Consider the following 19,991-nt stretch of genomic DNA (forward strand, 5'->3'; position numbering starts at 1 on the left):
GGCGGGGAGGCGCCTCATTTCCCACGCCTTCCGAGGAGCAGCAGTGAGCAGCAAAAACGGGGATGTCCGGCTCTGGGGCGGCCGGTTCGCCGACGGTCCTTCCGAGGCGCTGGCCGCCTTGTCCGCCTCGGTGCACTTCGACTGGCGCCTCGCGCCGTACGACATCGCGGGCTCGCGCGCCCACGCCCGCGCGCTGCACAAGGCGGGGCTGCTCTCCCAGGACGAACTGACCCGCATGCTGGCCGGGCTCGCCCAGTTGGAGGACGACGTCGCCGACGGCTCGTTCGTCGGTACCGTCGCCGACGAGGACGTCCACACGGCCCTGGAACGCGGCCTGTTGGAGCGGCTCGGCCCCGACCTCGGCGGCAAGCTGCGCGCCGGCCGCTCGCGCAACGACCAGATCGCGACGCTCTTCCGGATGTATCTGCGCGACCACGGCCGGATCATCGGCGGTCTGATCGCCGACCTCCAGGACGCGCTCGTCGGACTCGCCGAGACGCACCACGGCGTCGCCATGCCCGGCAGGACGCACCTCCAGCACGCGCAGCCCGTCCTGTTCGCCCATCATGTGCTCGCGCACGTCCAGTCGCTGTCCAGGGACGCGCAGCGGCTGCGGCAGTGGGACAAGCGCACGGCCGTCTCCCCGTACGGCTCAGGCGCGCTGGCGGGCTCGTCGCTCGGGCTCGACCCGGAGGCCGTCGCCGTCGACCTCGGCTTCGAGCGCGGCTCGGTCGGCAACTCCATCGACGGCACGGCCTCACGCGACTTCGTCGCCGAATTCGCCTTCATCACGGCGATGATCGGTGTCAACCTGTCCCGGATCGCCGAGGAAGTCATCCTCTGGAACACGAAGGAGTTCTCCTTCGTCACGCTCCACGACGCGTTCTCCACCGGCTCGTCGATCATGCCGCAGAAGAAGAACCCGGACATCGCCGAGCTGGCGCGGGGCAAGTCGGGCCGGCTGATCGGCAATCTCACCGGGCTGCTCGCCACGCTGAAGGCCCTGCCGCTCGCGTACAACCGCGACCTCCAGGAGGACAAGGAGCCGGTCTTCGACTCCTGCGACCAACTGGAAGTCCTGCTGCCCGCGTTCACCGGCATGATGGCGACGCTGACGGTCAACCGCACCCGGATGGAGGAGCTGGCCCCGGCCGGCTTCTCGCTCGCGACGGACATCGCCGAATGGCTCGTCAAGCAGGGCGTGCCGTTCCGGGTCGCGCACGAGGTCGCGGGGGAGTGCGTCAAGGAGTGCGAGGCGCGCGGCATCGAGCTGGACCAGCTCACCGACGAGCAGTTCGCCAAGATCTCCGAACACCTCACGCCCGACGTGCGCTCGGTGCTCAACGTCGCGGGCTCGCTCGCGTCCCGCAACGGCAGGGGCGGTACGGCGCCTTCGGCGGTGGCCGTCCAGCTCTCCGAACTGAAGGCGGACCTGGTGATCCAGCACGCCTGGGCGACAGCCAAGGACTGACGGCGGCCCGCCGCCCGGACGCCGACATACCGGCCGGACGCCGAAACGCCGACCAGACGCACTGGTCGGCGTTTCGGCGTGTCGGCGCGTCCGGGCGGCGTCCGGTCACGGCGCCCAGCGGTCCAGTAGCCGAAACGCCCCGTCAGCCCTCCGGCGGGATGATGCCCGCGCCGGTGCTCCGGACGCCGGGCGCGGCCCGGAAGTCCGGGCCCCGGACAGCCGCTACGCGGCCTTCGCCTTCGTCGCGTACATGTCCACGTACTCCTGCCCGCCCAGCCGCATGACCTCGGTCATCACCGAGTCCGTCACCGCGCGCAGCACATAGCGGTCGCGCTCCATGCCGTCGTAGCGGGAGAACTCCATCGGCTTGCCGAAGCGCACCGTCACCTTGCCCGCGCGCGGCAGGCCCTTGCCGCTCGGCTGGAGCTTGTCCGTGCCGATCATCGCGAACGGCACCACCGGCGCGCCCGTCATCAGCGTCAGCCGGGCGATACCCGTACGCCCCCGGTAGAGCCGGCCGTCGGGGGAGCGGGTGCCCTCCGGGTAGATGCCGAAGATCCGGCCCTCCTCCAGCACGCGCTGACCCGTCATCAGCGCGGCGACGCCGCCCCTGCCGCCGTCGCGGTCCACCGGGATCATGCCGGTGCCGGTGAAGAACCAAGCCATCACGCGGCCCTTCAGCCCCTTGCCCGTGACGTACTCGTCCTTGCCGATGAAGAACACCTGCCGGTCGCAGACCAGCGGCAGGATCATCGAGTCGATGAACGTCAGATGGTTGCCGGCCAGGATCACCGGCCCGCTGCCGGGAATGTTCTCGGCGCCTTCCACCCGTGTACGGAACATCAGGCGCACGAGCGTTCCGAGCGTTGCCTTGATGAGCGCGAAGCGGGACAACGGGTCCTCCGGTGTCGGGAACGGGCAGGGATAACCGGCCAAGTCTATGCAGGTGAGCACGTTACTCGCGGGGGACCGCACGGCGCACGTCGGGCCGGTGCCGAATACGCGGTGTCGGGGGCTGTTTCCGCCGTGTTCGTCCAGGGTCCCCCGTGCCGAAGACGTATCCGCCTACGCTCGGGCGCGTTTGACAGGTGCCGGACATCACACGGCACCCCACGGACATCACACGAGGGAGCATTCATGACGCAGGGTGCGCGCAACACACCCGGACGGCGGACCGTACTGGGCGCCGCTGTGCTGGGCTCGGCGGCCGTGGCGGTGCCCGCCGTCGCCGGTACGGCCGCCGCGCAGCCGGCCGGGCACGGCAACGGCGGCCACGGGCCCGCCCGGCCGAAGCTGCCCGTGCCGACGATCGTCGGCCACCGGGGAACCGCCGGCTACCGCCCGGAGCACACCCTCGGCTCGTACCAGCTCGCCCTCGACATGGGCGCCGACGTGATCGAGCAGGACCTCGTACCCACCAAGGACGGCCATCTGGTCTGCCGTCACGAGCCCGACATCACGGCCACTTCGGACGTCGCCGACCACCCGGAGTTCGCGTCCCGCAAGACCACCCGGGTCATCGACGGGATCAGCACCACCGGCTGGTTCACCGTGGACTTCACCCTGGCCGAGCTGAAGACGCTGCGCGCCAAGGAGCGGATCCCCGCCAACCGGCCGCACAACACCCTCTACGACGGCCACTGGGAGATCCCCACCTACGAAGAGGTGCTGCGCTGGGCCGACGACGCGGGCCGCCGCCGCGGCAGGCCCGTCTGGCTGTACACCGAGACCAAGCACCCCACCTACTTCCGGGGCATCGGCCTCGGCCTGGAGGAGCGGTTCGCGAAGCTGCTGCGCCGGTACGGGCGCGACCACGCGAACGCCCCGGTCTTCCTCCAGTCGTTCGAGCCGACCAGCATGAAGCGGATGGCCGAGCTGGTCTCGGCGCCGCGCGTCGTACTGCTCGACGCGGCGGGCAGCCGGCCGTGGGACTTCAAGGCTACCGGCGACCCCCGGGGCGTCGACGACCTCGTCAAGCCGGCGGGGCTCAAGTGGATCGCCTCGTTCGCGCAGGGCATCGGCCCCACGCTCGACCTGATCATCCCCAAGGACGCGACGGGCAAGCTGACGTCCCCGACCACCCTCGTCCGGGACGCGCACGCCAAGGGGCTGATCCTGCACCCCTACACGATGCGCAACGAGAACACCTTCCTGCCCGCGGACTTCCGCCGCGGCACCGACCCGAACGCGTACGGGGACGCCTTCGGCGCCTTCCAGCGGTACTTCGAGACCGGCATCGACGGTGTCTTCACCGACAACGCCGACACCGGCGTGCTCGCCAGGGCGGACTTCCTCAGCCGCTGAGCCTGAGCCGCTGATCCTCAGCCGCTGAGCCGATGCCGGGGCGCCGATGCCGGGGCGCCGGGCCGTCAGCCGCGCGCCACGAGATGCCCCCGGTCGGGTGACTGCCCGCACCGGGGGCAACCGGCGCCGGCCGCCGCCGCGTCCCGCCAGGCATGACAGTCGCCGACACCCGCCTCCCCTACGGTCCGCACCGCGCCGCAGCCGCGCTCGTCAGCGCGCTGTCCCCGCTGGTCAGCGCCGAGGCCACGGCCGAAGCCAACTGGGCGGCCACCGAACCGCGCGATCTCGAACAGGCCGTCTGGGTACGGCTGCTGGAGCGGCTGGCCGCCGCCGGACCGCCGTCCGACACGGCCCGCTGGGTACGGTCGGCCGTACGCGCCGAGGCGCGCAGGACCCGGCGTACGGCGGCGCACGAGCTGCCCTACGCGCCGGAGCGGCCGGATCCGGCCACCGACCCCGACGCCGGGCCTGAACACAGCGCATTACGCGCGGAGTGGCGCAGAACACTTCGTTCCGCCGTTGTCCGCACACCAGGGCGTTGCCCCGGGCTACTGACTGCGATGTTGTCGCCGAAGGACCCCACCTACCGCGAAATCGCAGGGGAGTTGGCTATCTCACAGGGAAGTCTGGGGCCGATGCGTTCCCGGTGCCTGGGATGTCTGCGCAGAATGCTGGCGGCAGAGGTTGCAGCTCCTGAACAACGGGGAAAGGAGCGGTAGACAACCGGCGGAACAGGTGAGCGGGAGGCATGCACACATGGGCATGAGCGTGACCATCTCAGCGGCGAGAGCACAGGACGCGGAGCAGATCCTGAAGCTGCAGTACCTGTGTTACCAGAACGAGGCCGAGCTGTACGGCGACTACACCATCGAACCGCTCACCCAGACCCTTGAGGATCTGCGGGCCGAACTCGACGCAGGGCACGGCCTGGTGGCCCGGCTGGGCGACGAGATCGTGGCATCGGTGCGCGGAGCGGTCGACGAGCAGGGCACGGTGCGCATCGTGAAACTCATCGTCCATCCGAGGATGCAGCGGCACGGCCTGGGCGGCCGGCTCCTCGACGCCATCGAGGGCGAGTTCGCCACGGCCCCGGCGGCCAGGCGCTTCCAGCTCTTCACCGGCCACCGCAGCGAGGGCAATCTGCGGCTGTACCGCAGCCGCGGCTACCTGCCGGTGTCGAGGGAGCTGGTCGGTCCGCGGCTGACCCTCGTCACCCTGGAGAAGGAGGCGTCACAGGGCGCCGCCACCGCGTACGCGGCGAGCGCCTGAGCGCACTCCGCCCGCCGACATCCACCTCAGCCGTCAACGGGGTCGACGGGGTCAGGGCCCGACAGGTCCTGGCCCCGACGGGACCTGCGCAGCCACAGGATCCCGGTGATCGGCAGCAGTACGGGGATGAAGACGTACCCCATGCCGTAGTCCGACCAGACCGTCGCGTCGGGGAAGGCCGACGGATCGGCCAGCGTCCACGTGCCCACGGTCAGCACCCCGACGAGTTCGAGGCCGCAGCAGACCAGCGCCGCCCTGCGGGCGGTCTCCCCGCCGCGCACCAGGGTGTACGTGATGAACGCGTACACCACGGCGGCGACAGCCGAGAGCGAGTACGCCAGCGGCGCCCGCTCGAAGTCCGTGGCGATCTGGTAGACCGACCGCGAGACGGCCCCGACGGACATCACCCCGTAGAACCAGACGAGCAGCAGTCCGGGCCCCTTGACCAGCCTGGTCCTCGGTTCTCCGCTCGTGGTGCCCGGTTCCCCGCTCGTGGAATCCTCCAGCGTCACCGTCAGCCTCCCCAGATGTCGTACAGCCGTACTTCCAGCACCGCCAGGACGATCGCGCCCGCCGAGACCGTCACCGAGCCCCAGCGGGTCCGCTCCGTCAGTGAGAGGAAACCGGCGGCGGGCACCGCGAGCGCGGCGCCGACCAGATACGAGACGAAGATCACGGATCCGTCGTCCGCATGCTCGCCACGTGCCAACTGCACGATTCCCACCACGAGTTGGACCAGCGCGAGCAGGGACACCACGGCCATGCCGATGAAGTGCCAGTCCTTGGTCGGCTGATCCCGGTATGCGGCGAATCCGCACCATGCGGCGAGGGCGAGCGCGGCCACCGACACCGCGATCGTCAGGACGTCAAGCATGCGCATGAGCGTATTACGGCCCGGCCGGGCCCCGGCGCGCGCCCCTGGCTCCCGACTGTCCGCTATGCGGACACCCCTGACCTTGTCCTTGACGTCTGCTTTACTTGAGCCATGACCACGACGAGCAACCGCGTTTCCGCGACCGAGGCGATCGTTACGCCCGGTGCTCGTTGTATGTGTCGAATGTGCGCCTTCTGACGCGCCCTTCGTGACGCCCGCTCCCGAGGATTTCCCCCGCTCCTGAGGATTTCCACCGGCCCCTGAGGGTTTCCCTCGCGGCACCTGAGCGTCCGAGCACGCGCACCACCCCCGGCCCGACCCGGCTCCGCCGTGTCCTGGCGCCCTTTTCCCTGTACCCCCCTCGTGCCCGGCCGACCTGCGGCCGCGCACCGGACAGTGATGGACAACTCCTGTGATCACCACGACAGGTCTGACCAAAATCTACCGGTCCGGCCCCTCCCGCAGCCGTGAGGTGACCGCGCTCGACGGGGTCGACCTCCATGTCAGCGAAGGGGAGGTGTTCGGTGTCGTCGGCCAGAGCGGCGCCGGGAAGTCGTCCCTCATCCGCTGCGTCAACCTCCTCGAACGCCCCACGTCCGGCACGGTCACCGTCGACGGCCAGGACCTCACCGCCCTCGCGGGGCGCGGTCGGCGGGCCGGCAAGGAACTGCGCCGGGCCCGCAGTTCGATCGGCATGGTCTTCCAGCACTTCAACCTGCTGTCGTCACGCACCGTGCGGGACAACGTCGAACTGCCGCTGGAGATCCTCGGCCACTCCGGCAAGGACCGGCAGCGGCGCGCCGGCGAACTGCTCGACCTGGTCGGCCTCGCCGACAAGGCCGCGGCGTACCCCGCCCAGCTCTCCGGCGGCCAGAAGCAGCGGGTCGGCATCGCCCGCGCCCTGGCGGGCAAGCCGAAGGTGCTGCTCTCCGACGAGGCGACCAGCGCACTCGACCCCGAGACCACCCGCTCGATCCTCGCCCTGCTGCGCGACCTCAACCAGCAGCTCGGACTGACCGTGCTGCTCATCACCCACGAGATGGAGGTCGTCAAGACGATCTGCGACTCGGCGGCGCTGATGAGCCGCGGCCGGATCGTCGAGTCCGGCAAGGTCGACGCGCTGCTCGCCACCACCGGATCGCAGCTCGCGCGCGAGCTGTACCCGGTCGAAGGACCGGCCTCCGACGACGGCCGTACGGTCCTCGACATCACGTTCAACGGCGAGTCCGACGAGCGCGGCATCGTCTCCCGGCTGTCCCGTACGTACAACATCGACATCGCGATCCTGGGCGCCGCGCTGCGCACGGTGCACGGCCGGCAGGTCGGCCGGATCCGGATCGAGCTGCCCGGCCGCTACGAGGACAACGTCGTACCCGTCGGCTTCCTGCGCGAGCGGGGACTGCACGTCGAGAACGTCACCGGCATCCCCGCCCAGTTGGTCAAGGACGGTGCCCGATGACCTGGTCGCAGATGCAGCCCCTGCTCACCCAGGGGACGCTCGACACCCTCTACATGGTGCTCTGGTCGACGCTCGTCACGGTCCTGGGCGGACTGCCGCTCGGCATCCTGCTGGTCCTCACCGACAAGGGCGGCCTGCTCCAGAACGCCCCCGTGAACAAGACGGTCGGCGTGATCGTGAACATCGGCCGCTCGCTGCCGTTCATCATCCTGCTGATCGCGCTGATCCCGTTCACCACGTTCGTCGTCGGCACCTTCATCGGACCCACGGCCATGATCGTGCCGCTGGCGATCGGCGCCATCCCCTTCTTCGCCCGGCTCGTCGAGACGGCGGTCCGCGAGGTCGACCACGGCCTCGTCGAGGCCGTGCAGTCGATGGGCGGGTCCATCCCCACCATCGTCCGCAAAGTGCTGCTGCCGCAGGCGCTGCCCTCGCTCGTCTCCGGCGTCACCACCACCGTCATCGCGCTCATCGGCTACTCGGCCATGGCCGGCGCCGTCGGCGGCGAAGGACTCGGCTCCAAGGCCGTCACCTACGGATTCCAGCGCTTCGAGAACGGCTTCATGGTCGCCACCGTCGTGGTGCTGATCGTGATCGTCACCGTCATCCAGCTCATCGGCGACATCGCCGTACGGCTCCTCGCGCGCCGCGTCCGCACGACCTCCTGACCCCACATCCCCACATCCCCATATCCATAAGACACCTGTCAGAAACGAGGCATCTCCCATGCGCGTCAACCTCAAGCTCACCACCGCCGTCGCAGCCACCGCCGCCCTGGCCCTCGCGCTCGGCGCCTGCGGCACCTCGTCCGATCCCGGCTCCACGACGGCGGGGGAGGGGAAGCCGGACACGTCCGAGCCGCTGGTCGTCGCCGCCTCGCCGACCCCGCACGCCGACATCCTGAACTTCGTCAAGGACCACCTGGCGGCGAAGGCCGGACTGAAGCTCCAGGTCAAGGAGTTCACCGACTACGTCCTGCCCAACACCGCCACCGAAAAGGGCGAGGTCGACGCCAACTACTTCCAGCACAAGCCGTATCTGGACGACTTCAACAAGAAGAACGGCACCCACATCGTGCCCGTCGTCAACGTCCACCTGGAGCCGCTCGGCCTCTACTCCACGAAGCTCGACGGGCTGAAGGCCATCAAGCCGGGGCAGAGCATCGCGATCCCCAACGACACCACCAACGAGGGCCGCGCGCTCAAGCTGCTCGCCGAAAACGGTCTGATCACACTCAACGACGGCGTCGGCGCCGAAGGGAACCTCGCCGACATCAAGGACGCCAAGGGGCTGAAGTTCAAGGAACTGGAGGCCGCCACCCTGCCCCGCGCGCTCAACGACGTCGACTCGGCCGTCATCAACGGCAATTACGCCCTTGAGGCCAAGCTCAAGCCCGCCCAGGACGCACTGGCCCTGGAGAAGAGCGAAGGCAACCCGTACGCCAACTTCCTCGCCGTCAAGGAGGGCAACGAGAAGGACCCGCGCGTGGTCAAGCTCGCGAAACTGCTCAACTCCCCCGAGGTGAAGAAGTTCATAGACGACACCTACGACGGTTCGGTCGTCCCGAGCTTCGGCGCGGCGGGCTGAGCCGACGTACCGTGCATGACGGCGACGCCCCGTACACACCCGTGTGTGCGGGGCGCGCCCATCCGGGCGGACCCGGCCATGCACATTCGCCACCCGATGCTGCATGCTGTGCATTTACGACGGACTGAGGCATGGAGCTGGCATGACTACCACCTTTCCGGACGTTTCCATCAGCACGGAGCGGTTGGTGCTGCGCTCCTTCGAAACGGCGGACCTCCCGGCGCACATCGAGATGATGAACGACGAGCAGGTCACGGCCTGGTCGTCGGTGCCACATCCGTACACGGCGGGGGACGCGGAGGAGTGGGTGCGCCGGATCGCGCCGGAGGAACGGACGGCCGGGCGGGGCATCGTGTTCGCCGTCACCGAATTCCTCACGCAGCGGCTCGTCGGTGTCGTCCGGCTCCAGGAGACCGATTGGCGGCTGCGCGCCACGGAGGTGGCCTATCTCACCGCCCCCTGGGCGCGCGGCGAGGGATACGCGACGGAATCGGTGCTGGCCGTCGCCCAGTGGCTGTTCCGCGACCAGAAGTTCGAGCGCATCGAACTGCGCACCGCCGCCGACAACACGGCGGCCCAGCAGGTCGCCCAGAAGATCGGCTGCATCAGCGAAGGGGTCCTGCGCAACGCCTGGATAGTGCGTACGCAGACCGAGGACGGCGGCTGGGCCGACATCCGCACCGACCTGATCGTGTGGAGCCTGCTCCCCGAGGATCTCGAAGGGGTCGCCGAACAGATGGCGGACGCGGGCGGCTACGCCTCGTTCACCGACTGGAACTGACCGCGCGCGCAAGCCACTTCGGGTCGCCTCGGGCCGCACGCACTATCCGACCGCCCCGGTACGCACCGCCCGGCGGGCACCACCTAGCATGATCGCCCGCAGGCCGGTCGCGCTCCGGCGCACGACGGCCAGGACCGCCGCACACATCCGCACGCAGCCGTACACCGCAGCACACCGTTTCACGACAACTCATGACGCCGCACGACGACTTACCGGGAGACTGACAACGATGGCCGACCGCGTCACAGTGATCGGCTGGGACGGCTCGCCCCTCACGCCTGCGGCCGAATCCGCCCTCTCCGCCGCCACCCTGGTGGCCGGAGCCGCCCACCACCTGGCCATCCCCGAAGTGCCCGCCGAAGCGGAGCGGATCAGACTCGGCAGCATAGATCTCGCCGCCCGCCGGATCGCCGGACACCGCGGCAGCGCCGTCGTCATCGCCGACGGCGACCCCGGGTTCTTCGGCGTCGTCCGCACCCTGCGCGCCCCCGAACACGGACTAGAGGTCGAAGTCGTCCCCGCCGTCTCGGCCGTGGCCGCCGCCTTCGCCCGCGCCGGCATGCCGTGGGACGACGCCCAGGTCGTCGTCGCCCACAGCCGTACGCTCCGCCGCGTCGTCAACGTGTGCCGGGCGCACACCAAGGTCGCCGTCCTCACCTCGCCCGGCGCGGGACCCGCCGAACTCGCCCTGCTCCTCGAAGGAGTGCACCGCACCTTCGTCATCTGCGAGGAACTCGGCACCACCCGCGAAACGGTCACCGTCCTCACCTCCGACACGGTCGCCGACCACGTCTGGCACGACCCCAACGTCGTGATCGTCATCGGCGGCATCGGCACCGCGCCCTCCCCGGTCGCCGGCTGGGCCGCGGGGCGCGACCCCAACTACCCACCGGCGCGGCGGGGCTGGGCGCTGCCCGCCGAGGAGTACGGCATCGACCTCGACGAGAGCGAGTCGACCTGGCTGCGCGCCGCCCAACTGGCCCGGCTGGGCGCCCGTACCGGCGACCTCGTCTGGGACATCGGCTGCGGCACCGGCGCCGTGGCCGCAGAGGCGGCCGGCTTCGGCGCCGCCGTCATCGCGGTCGACTCCGAACCGGGCGCCTGCGCCAGCACGGCCGCCGCCGCCCGCAGGGCCGGCGTCCAGCTCCAGGTCGTCGAGGGCGCGGCCCCGCACGTCCTGGAGCGGCTGCCCGAACCCGATGTCGTACGGATCGGCGGCGGCGGTCTCGACGTCGTCGTCGCCTGCGCCGACCGCAGGCCGGAACGTATCGTCACGCACGCGGCCACCCGGGACGAGGCCGAGGCGATCAGCACCGCGCTGACCGAGGGCGGCTACCAAGTGGACTGCACCTTGCTGCAGTCCGTCGACCTCGACACCGGCGACTGGTCGGAGCGCGAGCGCACCGTCGTCTTCCTGGTCGCGGCCCGGCGCCCGGACGGCACTTCCTGATACGTCCATCAGCGGCCCCCTGACCCCGCGCCCGGACGGCGCGGGGTAGGCTGACCGACCGTTGTACCGCAGCCGGGCGTTCGTCGCTTCGTTCGTCAATGTCCGGAAAAGGGGCCCGTTTTGGACCCTGATGTGGTAGAGCCGAACCGGGGGACGCGCGACGTGGCGCAGTCCACAGTTTGCCGTGGCGGATCATCCCCCCACGGCTGCGAAAGCCCGCGAGAATACGTGAGAGCCGCGGGCCGTTCGTGCCGCGCGGCGCCCACGCTCGTTGTTGTTGACGGGCAGCCGAAGCGCCGCGTTTCGGGCGCCCCGGTGCAGGGCTGAAGGAGCACAACCAATGGGCGAGGGGTACGCATGACCGACACCGGCCAGGTTCCGGGCGAGGGACAGCCGGAGCACGCAGGCATGGTGGAGCAGCAGGGCATCCCTGCTCCTGGCGCGTACACCTACCTGTCCCCCTCCGAGACGGTCACCGAGGACGAAGACCTGCTGCTGATGCCGAGCGCCCAGGGCGGGTGGAGCGACCCCCAGCCCGTGGCGCCGGAGGCGCCGGGCCCCGGGCCCGAGCAGGTCCAGGTCCAGGTCCAGGTTCCGGTGCAGGTCCAGGCCCCGGTTGCGATGCCCGTCGACCACGGCGCGTACGCGGCGCAGGCCGCGCCGCAGGTGCCCGTGCCGCCGGTGGCCCCCGTCGCCCCGCAGATAGAACAGCCGGCCGCGGCGCCGGTCCCGACGCAGCCTCAGGTCCATCCTGAGCAGGGGTTCCAGCACCAGCAGGAATTCCACCAGCCCGAGTACGCGTACCAGACGCACGTACAGCCGCACGTACCGGCGGACGCGCATGAGGCGGGGGGCCGGCACTCCGGCTCGCTGGACCTCAGCGACGTACGGGTCCCGCAGGCGGCGCCGGCCGAGCCGGAGCCGGTGGCGGCCCCGGAGCCCGAGCTGATCGCACCCGAGCCGGTCGCACCGGAGACGATCGCACCGGAGACGATCGCACCCGAGCCGGTGGCGGAGGTGCCCGCGCCCGCCCCGGAGCCCGTACCGGCTCCCGCACCTGAGCCCGCCCCCGCGCCCGTGGCGCCCCCGGTGACGCCGCAGCCGCCGCGCCGCCCGCTGCACATGGGCCCCGCCCTGCCGGCCCCGACGGGCGGCGTGGTGCGCTCGCTGGCCGACCGCGGCCCTGCGGGGAACGCTCCCGCGTACACCCCCCCGGTACGGACCCAGCAGCAGGGCCCGCCCACCACGGGCCCGGAGTACCTGGACATCCCGCGCGAAGAGCCGCTGCCGGCGCAGGGCGGGACACCGTGGATCCCGGAGCCGACACCGACGGCGACACCGGAGCCCGAACCAGAGCCCGAGCCGGTGGCCCAGGCTGCCGAGCCGGAACCGGAACCCGCACCCGACGTCGTACCCGCACCGGAACCGGCACCGGAGCTTCAGCTCGTACCGGAACCGGAACCGGAACCTGTACCCGAAGCGGCGGCCGAGCCGGAACCGGAACCTCAGGCCGAAGTTCAGCCCGTACCGGAGCCCGAACTGGAGCTGGCACCCGAGCCGGAGCCGGCGTCCGAGCCGACGCCGGCGCCCGAGCTGGAACCAGAACCGGAACCAGAACCGGAGCCGGAGCCGGAGCCGGAAGCGACGCGACCGGCGGACGCGGCGCCCGGTTACGACGACGTGGAGCGCGACGCGGTGCTCCGCGTCATGCGCGAGCGGCGCGACATCCGCAACGGCTTCCGTTCCGACCCCGTACCGCACGAGGTGCTGCTGCGCGTCCTTGAGGCCGCGCACACCGCGCCCAGCGTCGGCCACTCGCAGCCCTGGGACTTCGTCGTGATCCGCTCCGCCGAGACCCGGCGGACCATGCACGAGCTGGCGCAGCGTCAGCGCGACGCGTACGCCAAGTCGCTGCCCAAGGGGCGGGCGAAGCAGTTCAAGGAAATGAAGATCGAGGCGATCCTCGACACCCCGGTGAACATCGTCGTCACCGCGGACCCGACGCGCGGCGGCCGGCACACCCTCGGCAGGCACACGCAGCCGCAGATGGCGCCGTACTCCTCGGCCCTGGCCGTGGAGAACCTGTGGCTCGCGGCGCGCGCCGAGGGACTCGGGGTCGGCTGGGTCAGCTTCTTCGACGAGCGCGAGATGGTGCGGGCGCTGGGACTGCCCGAGCATCTGGAGGTCGTGGCGTATCTGTGCGTCGGGTACGTGGACGAGTTCCCCGACGAGCCTGAGCTGATGCAGGCGGGCTGGTCGAAGCGGCGCCCGCTGTCCTGGGTCGTCCACGAGGAGACGTACGGCCGCAGGGCCCTGCCGGGCGAGGCCCCGCACGACCTGCTCGCCGAGACGGTCGCCACGATCAGGCCGCTGGACGCCAAGGCGCTGGGGGAGGCGTGGGAGCGGCAGAAGCGGATGACGAAGCCGGCCGGCGCGCTCGGCATGCTGGAGATCATCTCCGCGCAGCTCAGCGGGCTGTCGCGGATGTGCCCGCCGCCGATCCCCGAGCCCGCGGCAGTTGCGATCTTCGCGGGGGACCACGGGGTGCACGCCCAGGGCGTCACGCCGTGGCCGCAGGAGGTCACCGGCCAGATGGTCGCCAACATCCTGGGCGGCGGCGCGGTGTGCAACGCGTTCGCGACGCAGGTCGGGGCTGAGGTGTGCGTCGTCGACGTGGGCGTGGCGAGCGAACTGCCCGCGACGGCGGGCCTGGTGCCGCGCAAGGTACGCGCCGGAACGGCCGACTTCACGACGGGCCCCGCGCTGAGCCGCGAGGAGGTCCTTCAGGCGATCGAGGTCGGGATCGAGACGGCGCGCGACCTGGTGGCGGCGGGCAACAAGGCGCTGATCACGGGCGAGATGGGCATAGCGAACACCACGGTGTCGGCCGCGCTGATCTCCGTGTACACCGGCTGCGACCCGTCGGAGGTGACGGGACGCGGCACGGGCATCAACGACGAGACGCACGCCCGCAAGATCGACGTCGTACGCCACGGCCTGGACCTCCACCGCCCGGACCCGGCGGACCCGATCGGCGTCCTGTCCGCGATCGGCGGCCTGGAACACGCGGCCCTGGTCGGCTTCCTGCTGGGCGGAGCGTCGATGCGTACGCCGGTGATCCTGGACGGAGTGAGCGCGGGCGCGGCAGCCCTGGTGGCGCGAGCCATCGCCCCGGAAGCCCTGGCAGCCTGCATCGCGGGCCACCGCAGCGCGGAACCGGGCCACGTAGCAGCCCTCAACAAACTCGGCCTGCGCCCCTTGGTCGACCTGGACCTCCGCCTGGGCGAAGGCACGGGCGCGCTACTGGCCCTCCCGGTGATCCAGAGCGCGGCACGGGCGATGCACGAGGTGGCGACGTTCGACTCGGCGGGAGTAACGGAAAAGTAGCGACCGGGCGCTGGGCGCCTGGCTTCCGGGACAGGCGCCCCCGGCCAAGGCCCCGGGTTCCGCCGATGTGCAGGCTCTCGCGGGGGCGGGAGGTTCGCGATCTGCGGCGTGTGCCGGCGCCCCAGGCTGACGGGGGCCAGCCCCGCCCCCGGGTTCCGCCGCTGGCCTCGTCTCGGAACCCGGTCCAGAGCAACGAACGCCCGCCGTCGGTCACGGTCCTGGCCACCCGCTCGCAGGCCATCGGCCCGCGACACGGTGGCCAACGGCCACGGGGGCCCGCCTACCTGTCCCGGGCTCGGGCCTCGGCCCGGATTCCGCAGGGACGGGCGCCGTTGGCCACCAGCCCCGTGGCCAACGGCCAAGGACACCCGCCCACCGGCCGAGGCCCTGAGACCGGCGCCGGTCCCGGGCCTCGGTCCGTCGATTCCGGGCCTTGGCCAGGTTCCGTAGGGACGGGGACCTCGGGGGCACCAGCCCCGTGGCCGACGGGCATGGGGACCGCCCACCGGCCCCGGTCCCGGGCCTTGGCCAGGTTTCGCAGGGACGGGGGTCTCGGGCCACCAGCCCCGTGGCCAGCGGCCACGGAGCCCTGCCCACCGGCCCCGGCCCGGCCCTGGGACCGGCGCCGGGCCCGAGCCTCGACTCCGGCCCCGGCCCTCGGCCCGTTGACCCGGGCCTTGGCCAGGTTCCGCAGGGACGGGGACCTCGGGGCACCAGCCCCGTGGCCGACGGCCACAAGACCCGCTCACCGGCCCCGGTCCCCGAGCCCGGCACTGGCCCCGCCCACCGGCGCCGGCCCCGGGCCTCGGCCCGTTGGTTCCGGGCCTTGACCAGATTTCCGCAGGGACGGCGTCAGCCGCCTCCCTCCGGGGGTCCGGGGGCTTGCCCCCGGTTTCGGGAAGGGGCGGGGTGGGGGACATGACCCGTCGACCAGGGGACCGGCCACCCGCGGCTCCGCCGCCCCGCACCCGCAGGCCGCAGCGGCCGCAGCCCCGCCTCCCGGGGGCCCGGGGGCCTGCCCCCGGTTTCGGGGAGGGGCGGGGTGGGGGACACGGCCCGGCTCGCCCGTAAGGTTGTCGCCGGGGGCGACCCCGTCCCACCAGCCCGTTCACCACCCCGTACCACCGCACCCCGCCCGAGGAGCCCCTACCGACATGGCCGAGCACGCCGAGCACGCGACGCACCCCGCCTATCCCGTCGGACTCCGCCTGGCCGGGCGGCGCGTCGTCGTCATCGGCGGCGGGCAGGTCGCGCAGCGGCGGCTGCCGGCGCTCATCGCGGCCGGCGCCGACGTCGTGCTCGTATCGCCGTCAGCGACCCCCTCCGTCGAGGCGATGGCCGAGGCCGGCGAGATCCGCTGGGAGCGGCGCCGGTACGCCGAGGGCGACCTCGCCGACACCTGGTACGCGCTGGTCGCTTCGAGCGACCCCGCCGCCAACCGGACCGCGTCCGCCGAGGCCGAACGTACCCGCACCTGGTGCGTCCGCAGCGACGACGCCGACGCCGCCACCGCCTGGACGCCGGCCACGGGCCGCAGCGAAGGCGTCACCGTCGCCGTGCTCACCGGGCACGACCCGCGCCGCTCCGCCGCCGTACGGGACGCCGTGGTCGAGGGGCTGCGCGACGGCACCCTCGCCGCGCCCCACCACCGCGCCCGCACCCCCGGCGTCGCCCTCGTCGGCGGCGGTCCCGGCGACCCTGACCTGATCACCGTCCGGGGCCGCAGGCTCCTCGCCGAGGCGGACGTCGTCATCGCCGACCGGCTCGGCCCGCGCGACCTGCTGGACGAACTGCCCCCGCACGTCGAGGTGATCGACGCCGCCAAGATCCCGTACGGCCGTGCCATGGCCCAGGAGGCGATCAACGCGGCGCTGATCGAGCACGCCAAGGCCGGCAAGGCCGTCGTACGGCTCAAGGGCGGCGACCCGTTCGTCTTCGGCCGGGGCATGGAAGAGGTGCAGGCCCTCGCGGACGCGGGCATCGCCTGCACCGTCGTGCCCGGCATCTCCAGCTCCATCAGCGTGCCGGCCGCCGCCGGCATCCCCGTCACGCACCGGGGCGTCGCCCACGAGTTCACCGTCGTAAGCGGCCATGTCACCCCCGACGACGACCGGTCACTCGTCGACTGGGCGGCGCTCGCCCGGCTCCGCGGCACGCTCGTGCTGCTGATGGCCGTCGACAAGATCGGCGCCATCGCCCAGGCGCTGATCGCGCACGGCAAGCCGCCCGAGACCCCCGTCGCGCTCGTCCAGGAGGGCACGACGTCCGCCCAGCGCCGGGTGGACGCGACACTCGCGACCGTCGCCGACGTCGTACGGGACGAAGCGGTACGCCCGCCGGCCGTCATCGTCATCGGCGACGTCGTGGCCCTCGGCGACGTCCTCGCGCTCGGCGGAGGCCGCTGACCCCATGGCCGAGCTGATCACCGTCGAGGACCCCGACGACCCCCGGCTGTACGACTACACCGGGCTCACCGACGTCGCGCTGCGCCGCAGACGCGAACCCGCCGAAGGGCTCTTCATCGCCGAGGGCGAGAAGGTCATCAAACGCGCCGTCCAGGCCGGCTACCCGATGCGCTCGATGCTGCTGTCGGCCAAGTGGGTCGAGGTGATGCGGGACGTCGACACCGAAGCCCCGGTGTACGTCGTCAGCCCGGAGCTGGCCGAACAGGTCACCGGCTACCACGTACACCGCGGAGCGCTCGCCTCCATGGAGCGCAAGCCGCTGCCCACGGTGGCCGAAACGGTCGAAGGACCCACCCCCGGGCGCGCCCCCCGGTCCACCCCCCGGCGTATCGCCGTCTTCGAGGACCTGGTCGACCACGCCAACGTGGGCGCCGCCTTCAGGAACGCCGCAGCGCTCGGTGTCGACGCGGTTCTCCTCACGCCGCGCTGCGCCGACCCGCTCTACCGGAGGTCGGTGAAGGTCTCGATGGGGGCCGTCTTCCAGATGCCGTGGACGCGACTGGAGTCCTGGCCGGGGGACGTCGAGATCCTGCGCTCGGCGGGCTTCCTCGTCGCCGCGCTCTGCCTGAGCGACCGGGCGATCACCCTGGACGAACTCGTCTCACGGAAGGCCGAGAAGCTGGCCCTGGTCTTCGGCACGGAAGGTGACGGCCTCACCAGGGGCGCCCTCGCCGCAGCCGACGAGCACGTCAGCATCCCGATGGAAGCCGGGGTCGACTCCCTCAACGTGGCGGCCGCCTCGGCGGTGGTCTTCTACGCGACCCGGCCCTGAACGAGCCGACAGCCCGGCCCTGAACGAGCCGAAAAGCCCCGGCCCCGAACGCTCGGGACGCTCACCCCGGCTCAGAGCTGCTGCGCGCCCCAGATCCCCAGCGCGACGATCAGCGTCACCACGACGAAGACGATCAGCCGCTGGCGCAGCAGCCGAGGATTGGCGGGGCGCCGCCCGGACGACGTCGAACGCGGCGCGGTGCTGTGCCGGTTGCCCGCGCGCGAATCACCGGCCCGCGAGTCGCCATGCCGCGAGTCGCCGTGCCGTGAGTCGGTATGCCTCGGCTCATGACGCGGATCGCCGTGCCGCGAGTCGGTATGCCGCGGCTCGTGCCGAGGATCGCCCGTCCGGGGCACGCCGCCCCGCGAGCCGCCGGTACGCGAGCTGCCGGTACGCCCGTCGCTGCCACGCCCGTCGCCCTGCCACCCCTCCACCGGCCGGCCCTCGCCGCCCCGCCCCTCACCCGTACGCGATCCCTCGCCGCGCCCGGCGTTACGGGGCTGCTGCGGGCGTGAGCCGCCCGTACGCGGCGCCGGGCCGCGCTGCGACAGCGGGCGCGGCCCGGGGGCCGGGCCCGGCGCCGGCTGCGGATGGCGCTCCGTGTACGGCTGGGGCATCCGCCCCGTCGGCTGGTCCAGCTCCGAGCGCTCGCGCTGGGCCGGCGGCCGGCCGCCCGACAGGCCCTGCGCCTCCCTGGACGCGATCTCCTTGAGCCGCATCGAAAGCTGGAGCGTGCTCGGCCGCTCCTCCGGGTCCTTCGCCAGACAGGCCCGCACCAGCGGAGCCAGCGCGTCCGGCATCCCGTGGAGCTGCGCCTCCTCGTGCACCACCCGGTAGAGCATGACCTCCGAACTGCCGTGTCCGAAGGGCGAATCGGAGGTCGCCGCGTACGCCAACGTGGCGCCCAGCGAGAACACGTCCGTCGCCGGGGTCACCGCCGCGCCCCGCACCTGCTCGGGCGCCAGGAAGCCGGGGGAGCCGACCGCCGTGCCGACATGGGTCAGCGTGCTCGCGCCCGTCGCCCACGCGATGCCGAAGTCGATGATGCGCGGGCCCTTCGGGGACAGCAGGATGTTCGACGGCTTGAGGTCGCGGTGGACCACCCCGGCCTCGTGCACCGCCACCAGCCCTTCGGACAGCGCGGCCCCCACCGAGGCCACCTCGGCGGCCGACAGGGGCCCTTCCTCGGCCACCTTGTCGTGCAGGGAGGGCCCCGGCACGTACTGGGTCGCGAACCACGGACGCTCGGCGTCCAGGTCGGCGGCCACCAGCCGGGCCGTACAGCCGCCCCTGATCCGTCTCGCCGCCGACACCTCGCGCGCGAAGCGGGATCTGAATTCCTGATCCTCCGCCAGATCCGGTCGGATCACCTTCAGCGCGACCCGCTGGCCGCGCCGGTCCGAACCCAGATAGACGACACCCATGCCGCCCGCGCCCAGCCGCCGGTGCAGCCTGAACGAACCGACGACACGCGGGTCCTCGCGCCGGAGCCGCATCATCGCCATGTCCATCCCCGCTGCCCGGTCGTCCGTGTGACGTGGCACAGCTTACGTACCCGCACCCCGGTGCGCTCATAGGCCGCGCCCTCGCATCCGGATCGATTGTCAGTGCCCGGTGGGAGAATTGAAGAGTGGTCAGGGGGCAACGGATCCACGCCCCTTACGGCCCGCGCCAGATCTCAATGGTCCGTCGCACAAGGGGGATTGGATCGTGAAGGGTGACCGGGTGGAGATAGTCGTGGACGCGGGTGACACGACACGGACGTACGAAGTGGTGGCTAGCAGAGCGGGCCGCAGGGTGGAGACAGCGGTGCGCAGAGGGGTGGTGGAAGTGAGTGAAGTCACCCGGAACGGGTCCGTGGTGCGTACGGCCCGCTTCATGGCCACCCGCGTCCTCGCGCTCGTCGAGCAGCCGGTCCCCAGGGAGGACTCGTCGGAGCGCCCCCTGGAGCGCCCTCTCAGGGAAGACCCCAACGGATAGCGGGTGTCCCGGGCCGCCTCTCCACCCAGGGGAGTAGGCGGCCGCCGGGCCACTCATCCTCCTGGAGGCCAGCCAATCGGTACGCGGGCATGACGACCGGGCGTCCCCGGATCCCTAATGTTGAGGTCAAGCGGCGGGTGCAGCACTCGTCCCCCGAGGTCAGACACCCGCCGCCGTTGGATCACGACAGGC

At 71.9% G+C, this 19,991-nt stretch carries 17 protein-coding genes; 13 read left to right on the forward strand and 4 right to left on the reverse strand.

The window, feature by feature from the left end; translation table 11 throughout:
- The first annotated feature begins 43 nt into the window (after window positions 1–43).
- Window positions 44–1,471: an argininosuccinate lyase gene (argH, locus tag ACZ63I_RS29870; RefSeq protein ID WP_469342338.1), complete on the forward strand. Its 1,428-nt coding sequence runs from the start codon at window positions 44–46 to the stop codon at window positions 1,469–1,471.
- Between the two features lie 222 nt (window positions 1,472–1,693).
- Here the strand turns inward: argH and ACZ63I_RS29875 are convergent, their stop codons facing one another.
- A complete protein-coding gene (locus ACZ63I_RS29875; RefSeq protein WP_469342339.1) occupies window positions 1,694–2,365 on the reverse strand; it encodes a lysophospholipid acyltransferase family protein in 672 nt (223 codons plus the stop codon).
- A gap of 243 nt (window positions 2,366–2,608) precedes the next feature.
- On the opposite strand from ACZ63I_RS29875, the gene ACZ63I_RS29880 reads away from it, so the two are divergent.
- The 3 genes from ACZ63I_RS29880 to ACZ63I_RS29890 all read left to right on the forward strand — a co-directional run bounded on the left by ACZ63I_RS29880 (window position 2,609) and on the right by ACZ63I_RS29890 (window position 5,044).
- Window positions 2,609–3,775, forward strand: a complete 1,167-nt coding sequence (locus ACZ63I_RS29880) for a glycerophosphodiester phosphodiesterase (RefSeq protein WP_469342340.1) — start codon at window positions 2,609–2,611, stop codon at window positions 3,773–3,775.
- Window positions 3,776–3,927: 152 nt separating this feature from the next.
- Complete coding sequence (locus tag ACZ63I_RS29885) at window positions 3,928–4,494, forward strand: sigma-70 RNA polymerase sigma factor region 4 domain-containing protein (protein WP_469342341.1); 567 nt, start codon at window positions 3,928–3,930, stop codon at window positions 4,492–4,494.
- A gap of 37 nt (window positions 4,495–4,531) precedes the next feature.
- Window positions 4,532–5,044 carry a GNAT family N-acetyltransferase gene (locus tag ACZ63I_RS29890; protein WP_469342342.1) on the forward strand — a complete coding sequence of 171 codons (513 nt, stop codon included), beginning with the start codon at window positions 4,532–4,534 and terminating at the stop codon, window positions 5,042–5,044.
- Window positions 5,045–5,070: 26 nt separating this feature from the next.
- Here ACZ63I_RS29890 and ACZ63I_RS29895 read toward each other — a convergent pair whose 3' ends face one another.
- Together ACZ63I_RS29895 and ACZ63I_RS29900 are read right to left on the reverse strand one after the other, a co-directional pair.
- On the reverse strand, window positions 5,071–5,562 hold the full coding sequence (locus ACZ63I_RS29895) for a hypothetical protein (RefSeq protein WP_469342442.1): 492 nt from the start codon (window positions 5,560–5,562) through the stop codon (window positions 5,071–5,073).
- Window positions 5,559–5,918 (reverse strand): hypothetical protein, encoded by a 360-nt coding sequence (locus ACZ63I_RS29900; RefSeq protein WP_469342343.1) that lies wholly within the window; start codon window positions 5,916–5,918, stop codon window positions 5,559–5,561. The genes ACZ63I_RS29895 and ACZ63I_RS29900 overlap by 4 nt, the downstream gene beginning before the upstream one ends.
- A gap of 412 nt (window positions 5,919–6,330) precedes the next feature.
- On the opposite strand from ACZ63I_RS29900, the gene ACZ63I_RS29905 reads away from it, so the two are divergent.
- From ACZ63I_RS29905 to ACZ63I_RS29940, 8 genes are all read left to right on the forward strand, one after another.
- A complete protein-coding gene (locus ACZ63I_RS29905; RefSeq protein WP_469342345.1) occupies window positions 6,331–7,377 on the forward strand; it encodes a methionine ABC transporter ATP-binding protein in 1,047 nt (348 codons plus the stop codon).
- Complete coding sequence (locus ACZ63I_RS29910; RefSeq protein ID WP_469342347.1) at window positions 7,374–8,045, forward strand: methionine ABC transporter permease; 672 nt, start codon at window positions 7,374–7,376, stop codon at window positions 8,043–8,045. Before ACZ63I_RS29905 ends, ACZ63I_RS29910 begins: the two co-directional genes overlap by 4 nt.
- A gap of 58 nt (window positions 8,046–8,103) precedes the next feature.
- The gene (locus tag ACZ63I_RS29915; RefSeq protein WP_469342348.1) at window positions 8,104–8,964 is read left to right on the forward strand and encodes a MetQ/NlpA family ABC transporter substrate-binding protein; all 861 of its coding nucleotides are present in this window, start codon (window positions 8,104–8,106) and stop codon (window positions 8,962–8,964) included.
- A gap of 103 nt (window positions 8,965–9,067) precedes the next feature.
- Window positions 9,068–9,745 carry a GNAT family N-acetyltransferase gene (locus ACZ63I_RS29920; protein ID WP_469342349.1) on the forward strand — a complete coding sequence of 226 codons (678 nt, stop codon included), beginning with the start codon at window positions 9,068–9,070 and terminating at the stop codon, window positions 9,743–9,745.
- A gap of 229 nt (window positions 9,746–9,974) precedes the next feature.
- Window positions 9,975–11,195 carry a precorrin-6y C5,15-methyltransferase (decarboxylating) subunit CbiE gene (gene cbiE / locus ACZ63I_RS29925; protein WP_469342351.1) on the forward strand — a complete coding sequence of 407 codons (1,221 nt, stop codon included), beginning with the start codon at window positions 9,975–9,977 and terminating at the stop codon, window positions 11,193–11,195.
- Between the two features lie 357 nt (window positions 11,196–11,552).
- Complete coding sequence (cobT, locus tag ACZ63I_RS29930; protein ID WP_469342353.1) at window positions 11,553–14,582, forward strand: nicotinate-nucleotide--dimethylbenzimidazole phosphoribosyltransferase; 3,030 nt, start codon at window positions 11,553–11,555, stop codon at window positions 14,580–14,582.
- A 1,154-nt stretch (window positions 14,583–15,736) separates the two neighbouring features.
- Window positions 15,737–16,987, forward strand: a complete 1,251-nt coding sequence (cobA, locus tag ACZ63I_RS29935) for a uroporphyrinogen-III C-methyltransferase (protein WP_469342354.1) — start codon at window positions 15,737–15,739, stop codon at window positions 16,985–16,987.
- A gap of 4 nt (window positions 16,988–16,991) precedes the next feature.
- A complete protein-coding gene (locus ACZ63I_RS29940) occupies window positions 16,992–17,819 on the forward strand; it encodes a TrmH family RNA methyltransferase (protein ID WP_469342355.1) in 828 nt (275 codons plus the stop codon).
- A gap of 71 nt (window positions 17,820–17,890) precedes the next feature.
- On the opposite strand, the gene ACZ63I_RS29945 is transcribed toward ACZ63I_RS29940, so the two are convergent.
- Window positions 17,891–19,324 carry a serine/threonine-protein kinase gene (locus ACZ63I_RS29945; RefSeq protein WP_469342443.1) on the reverse strand — a complete coding sequence of 478 codons (1,434 nt, stop codon included), beginning with the start codon at window positions 19,322–19,324 and terminating at the stop codon, window positions 17,891–17,893.
- Between the two features lie 205 nt (window positions 19,325–19,529).
- Between ACZ63I_RS29945 and ACZ63I_RS29950 the strand changes: the two genes are divergently transcribed.
- On the forward strand, window positions 19,530–19,799 hold the full coding sequence (locus ACZ63I_RS29950; protein WP_469342356.1) for a hypothetical protein: 270 nt from the start codon (window positions 19,530–19,532) through the stop codon (window positions 19,797–19,799).
- Window positions 19,800–19,991 lie beyond the last annotated feature (192 nt).

Source organism: Streptomyces sp. NPDC087906, assembly GCF_055584925.1.

Bases quoted from the DNA above. Each gene is read 5' to 3' on its own strand.
- ACZ63I_RS29880 (WP_469342340.1), top strand. From the start codon at position 2,609: ATGACGCAGGGTGCGCGCAACACACCCGGACGGCGGACCGTACTGGGC.
- ACZ63I_RS29885 (WP_469342341.1), top strand. From the start codon at position 3,928: ATGACAGTCGCCGACACCCGCCTCCCCTACGGTCCGCACCGCGCCGCA.
- ACZ63I_RS29890 (WP_469342342.1), top strand. From the start codon at position 4,532: ATGGGCATGAGCGTGACCATCTCAGCGGCGAGAGCACAGGACGCGGAG.
- ACZ63I_RS29900 (WP_469342343.1), bottom strand. From the start codon at position 5,918: ATGCTTGACGTCCTGACGATCGCGGTGTCGGTGGCCGCGCTCGCCCTC.
- ACZ63I_RS29910 (WP_469342347.1), top strand. From the start codon at position 7,374: ATGACCTGGTCGCAGATGCAGCCCCTGCTCACCCAGGGGACGCTCGAC.
- ACZ63I_RS29915 (WP_469342348.1), top strand. From the start codon at position 8,104: ATGCGCGTCAACCTCAAGCTCACCACCGCCGTCGCAGCCACCGCCGCC.
- ACZ63I_RS29920 (WP_469342349.1), top strand. From the start codon at position 9,068: ATGCTGTGCATTTACGACGGACTGAGGCATGGAGCTGGCATGACTACC.
- cbiE (WP_469342351.1), top strand. From the start codon at position 9,975: ATGGCCGACCGCGTCACAGTGATCGGCTGGGACGGCTCGCCCCTCACG.
- cobT (WP_469342353.1), top strand. From the start codon at position 11,553: ATGACCGACACCGGCCAGGTTCCGGGCGAGGGACAGCCGGAGCACGCA.
- cobA (WP_469342354.1), top strand. From the start codon at position 15,737: ATGGCCGAGCACGCCGAGCACGCGACGCACCCCGCCTATCCCGTCGGA.
- ACZ63I_RS29940 (WP_469342355.1), top strand. From the start codon at position 16,992: ATGGCCGAGCTGATCACCGTCGAGGACCCCGACGACCCCCGGCTGTAC.
- ACZ63I_RS29945 (WP_469342443.1), bottom strand. From the start codon at position 19,324: ATGGCGATGATGCGGCTCCGGCGCGAGGACCCGCGTGTCGTCGGTTCG.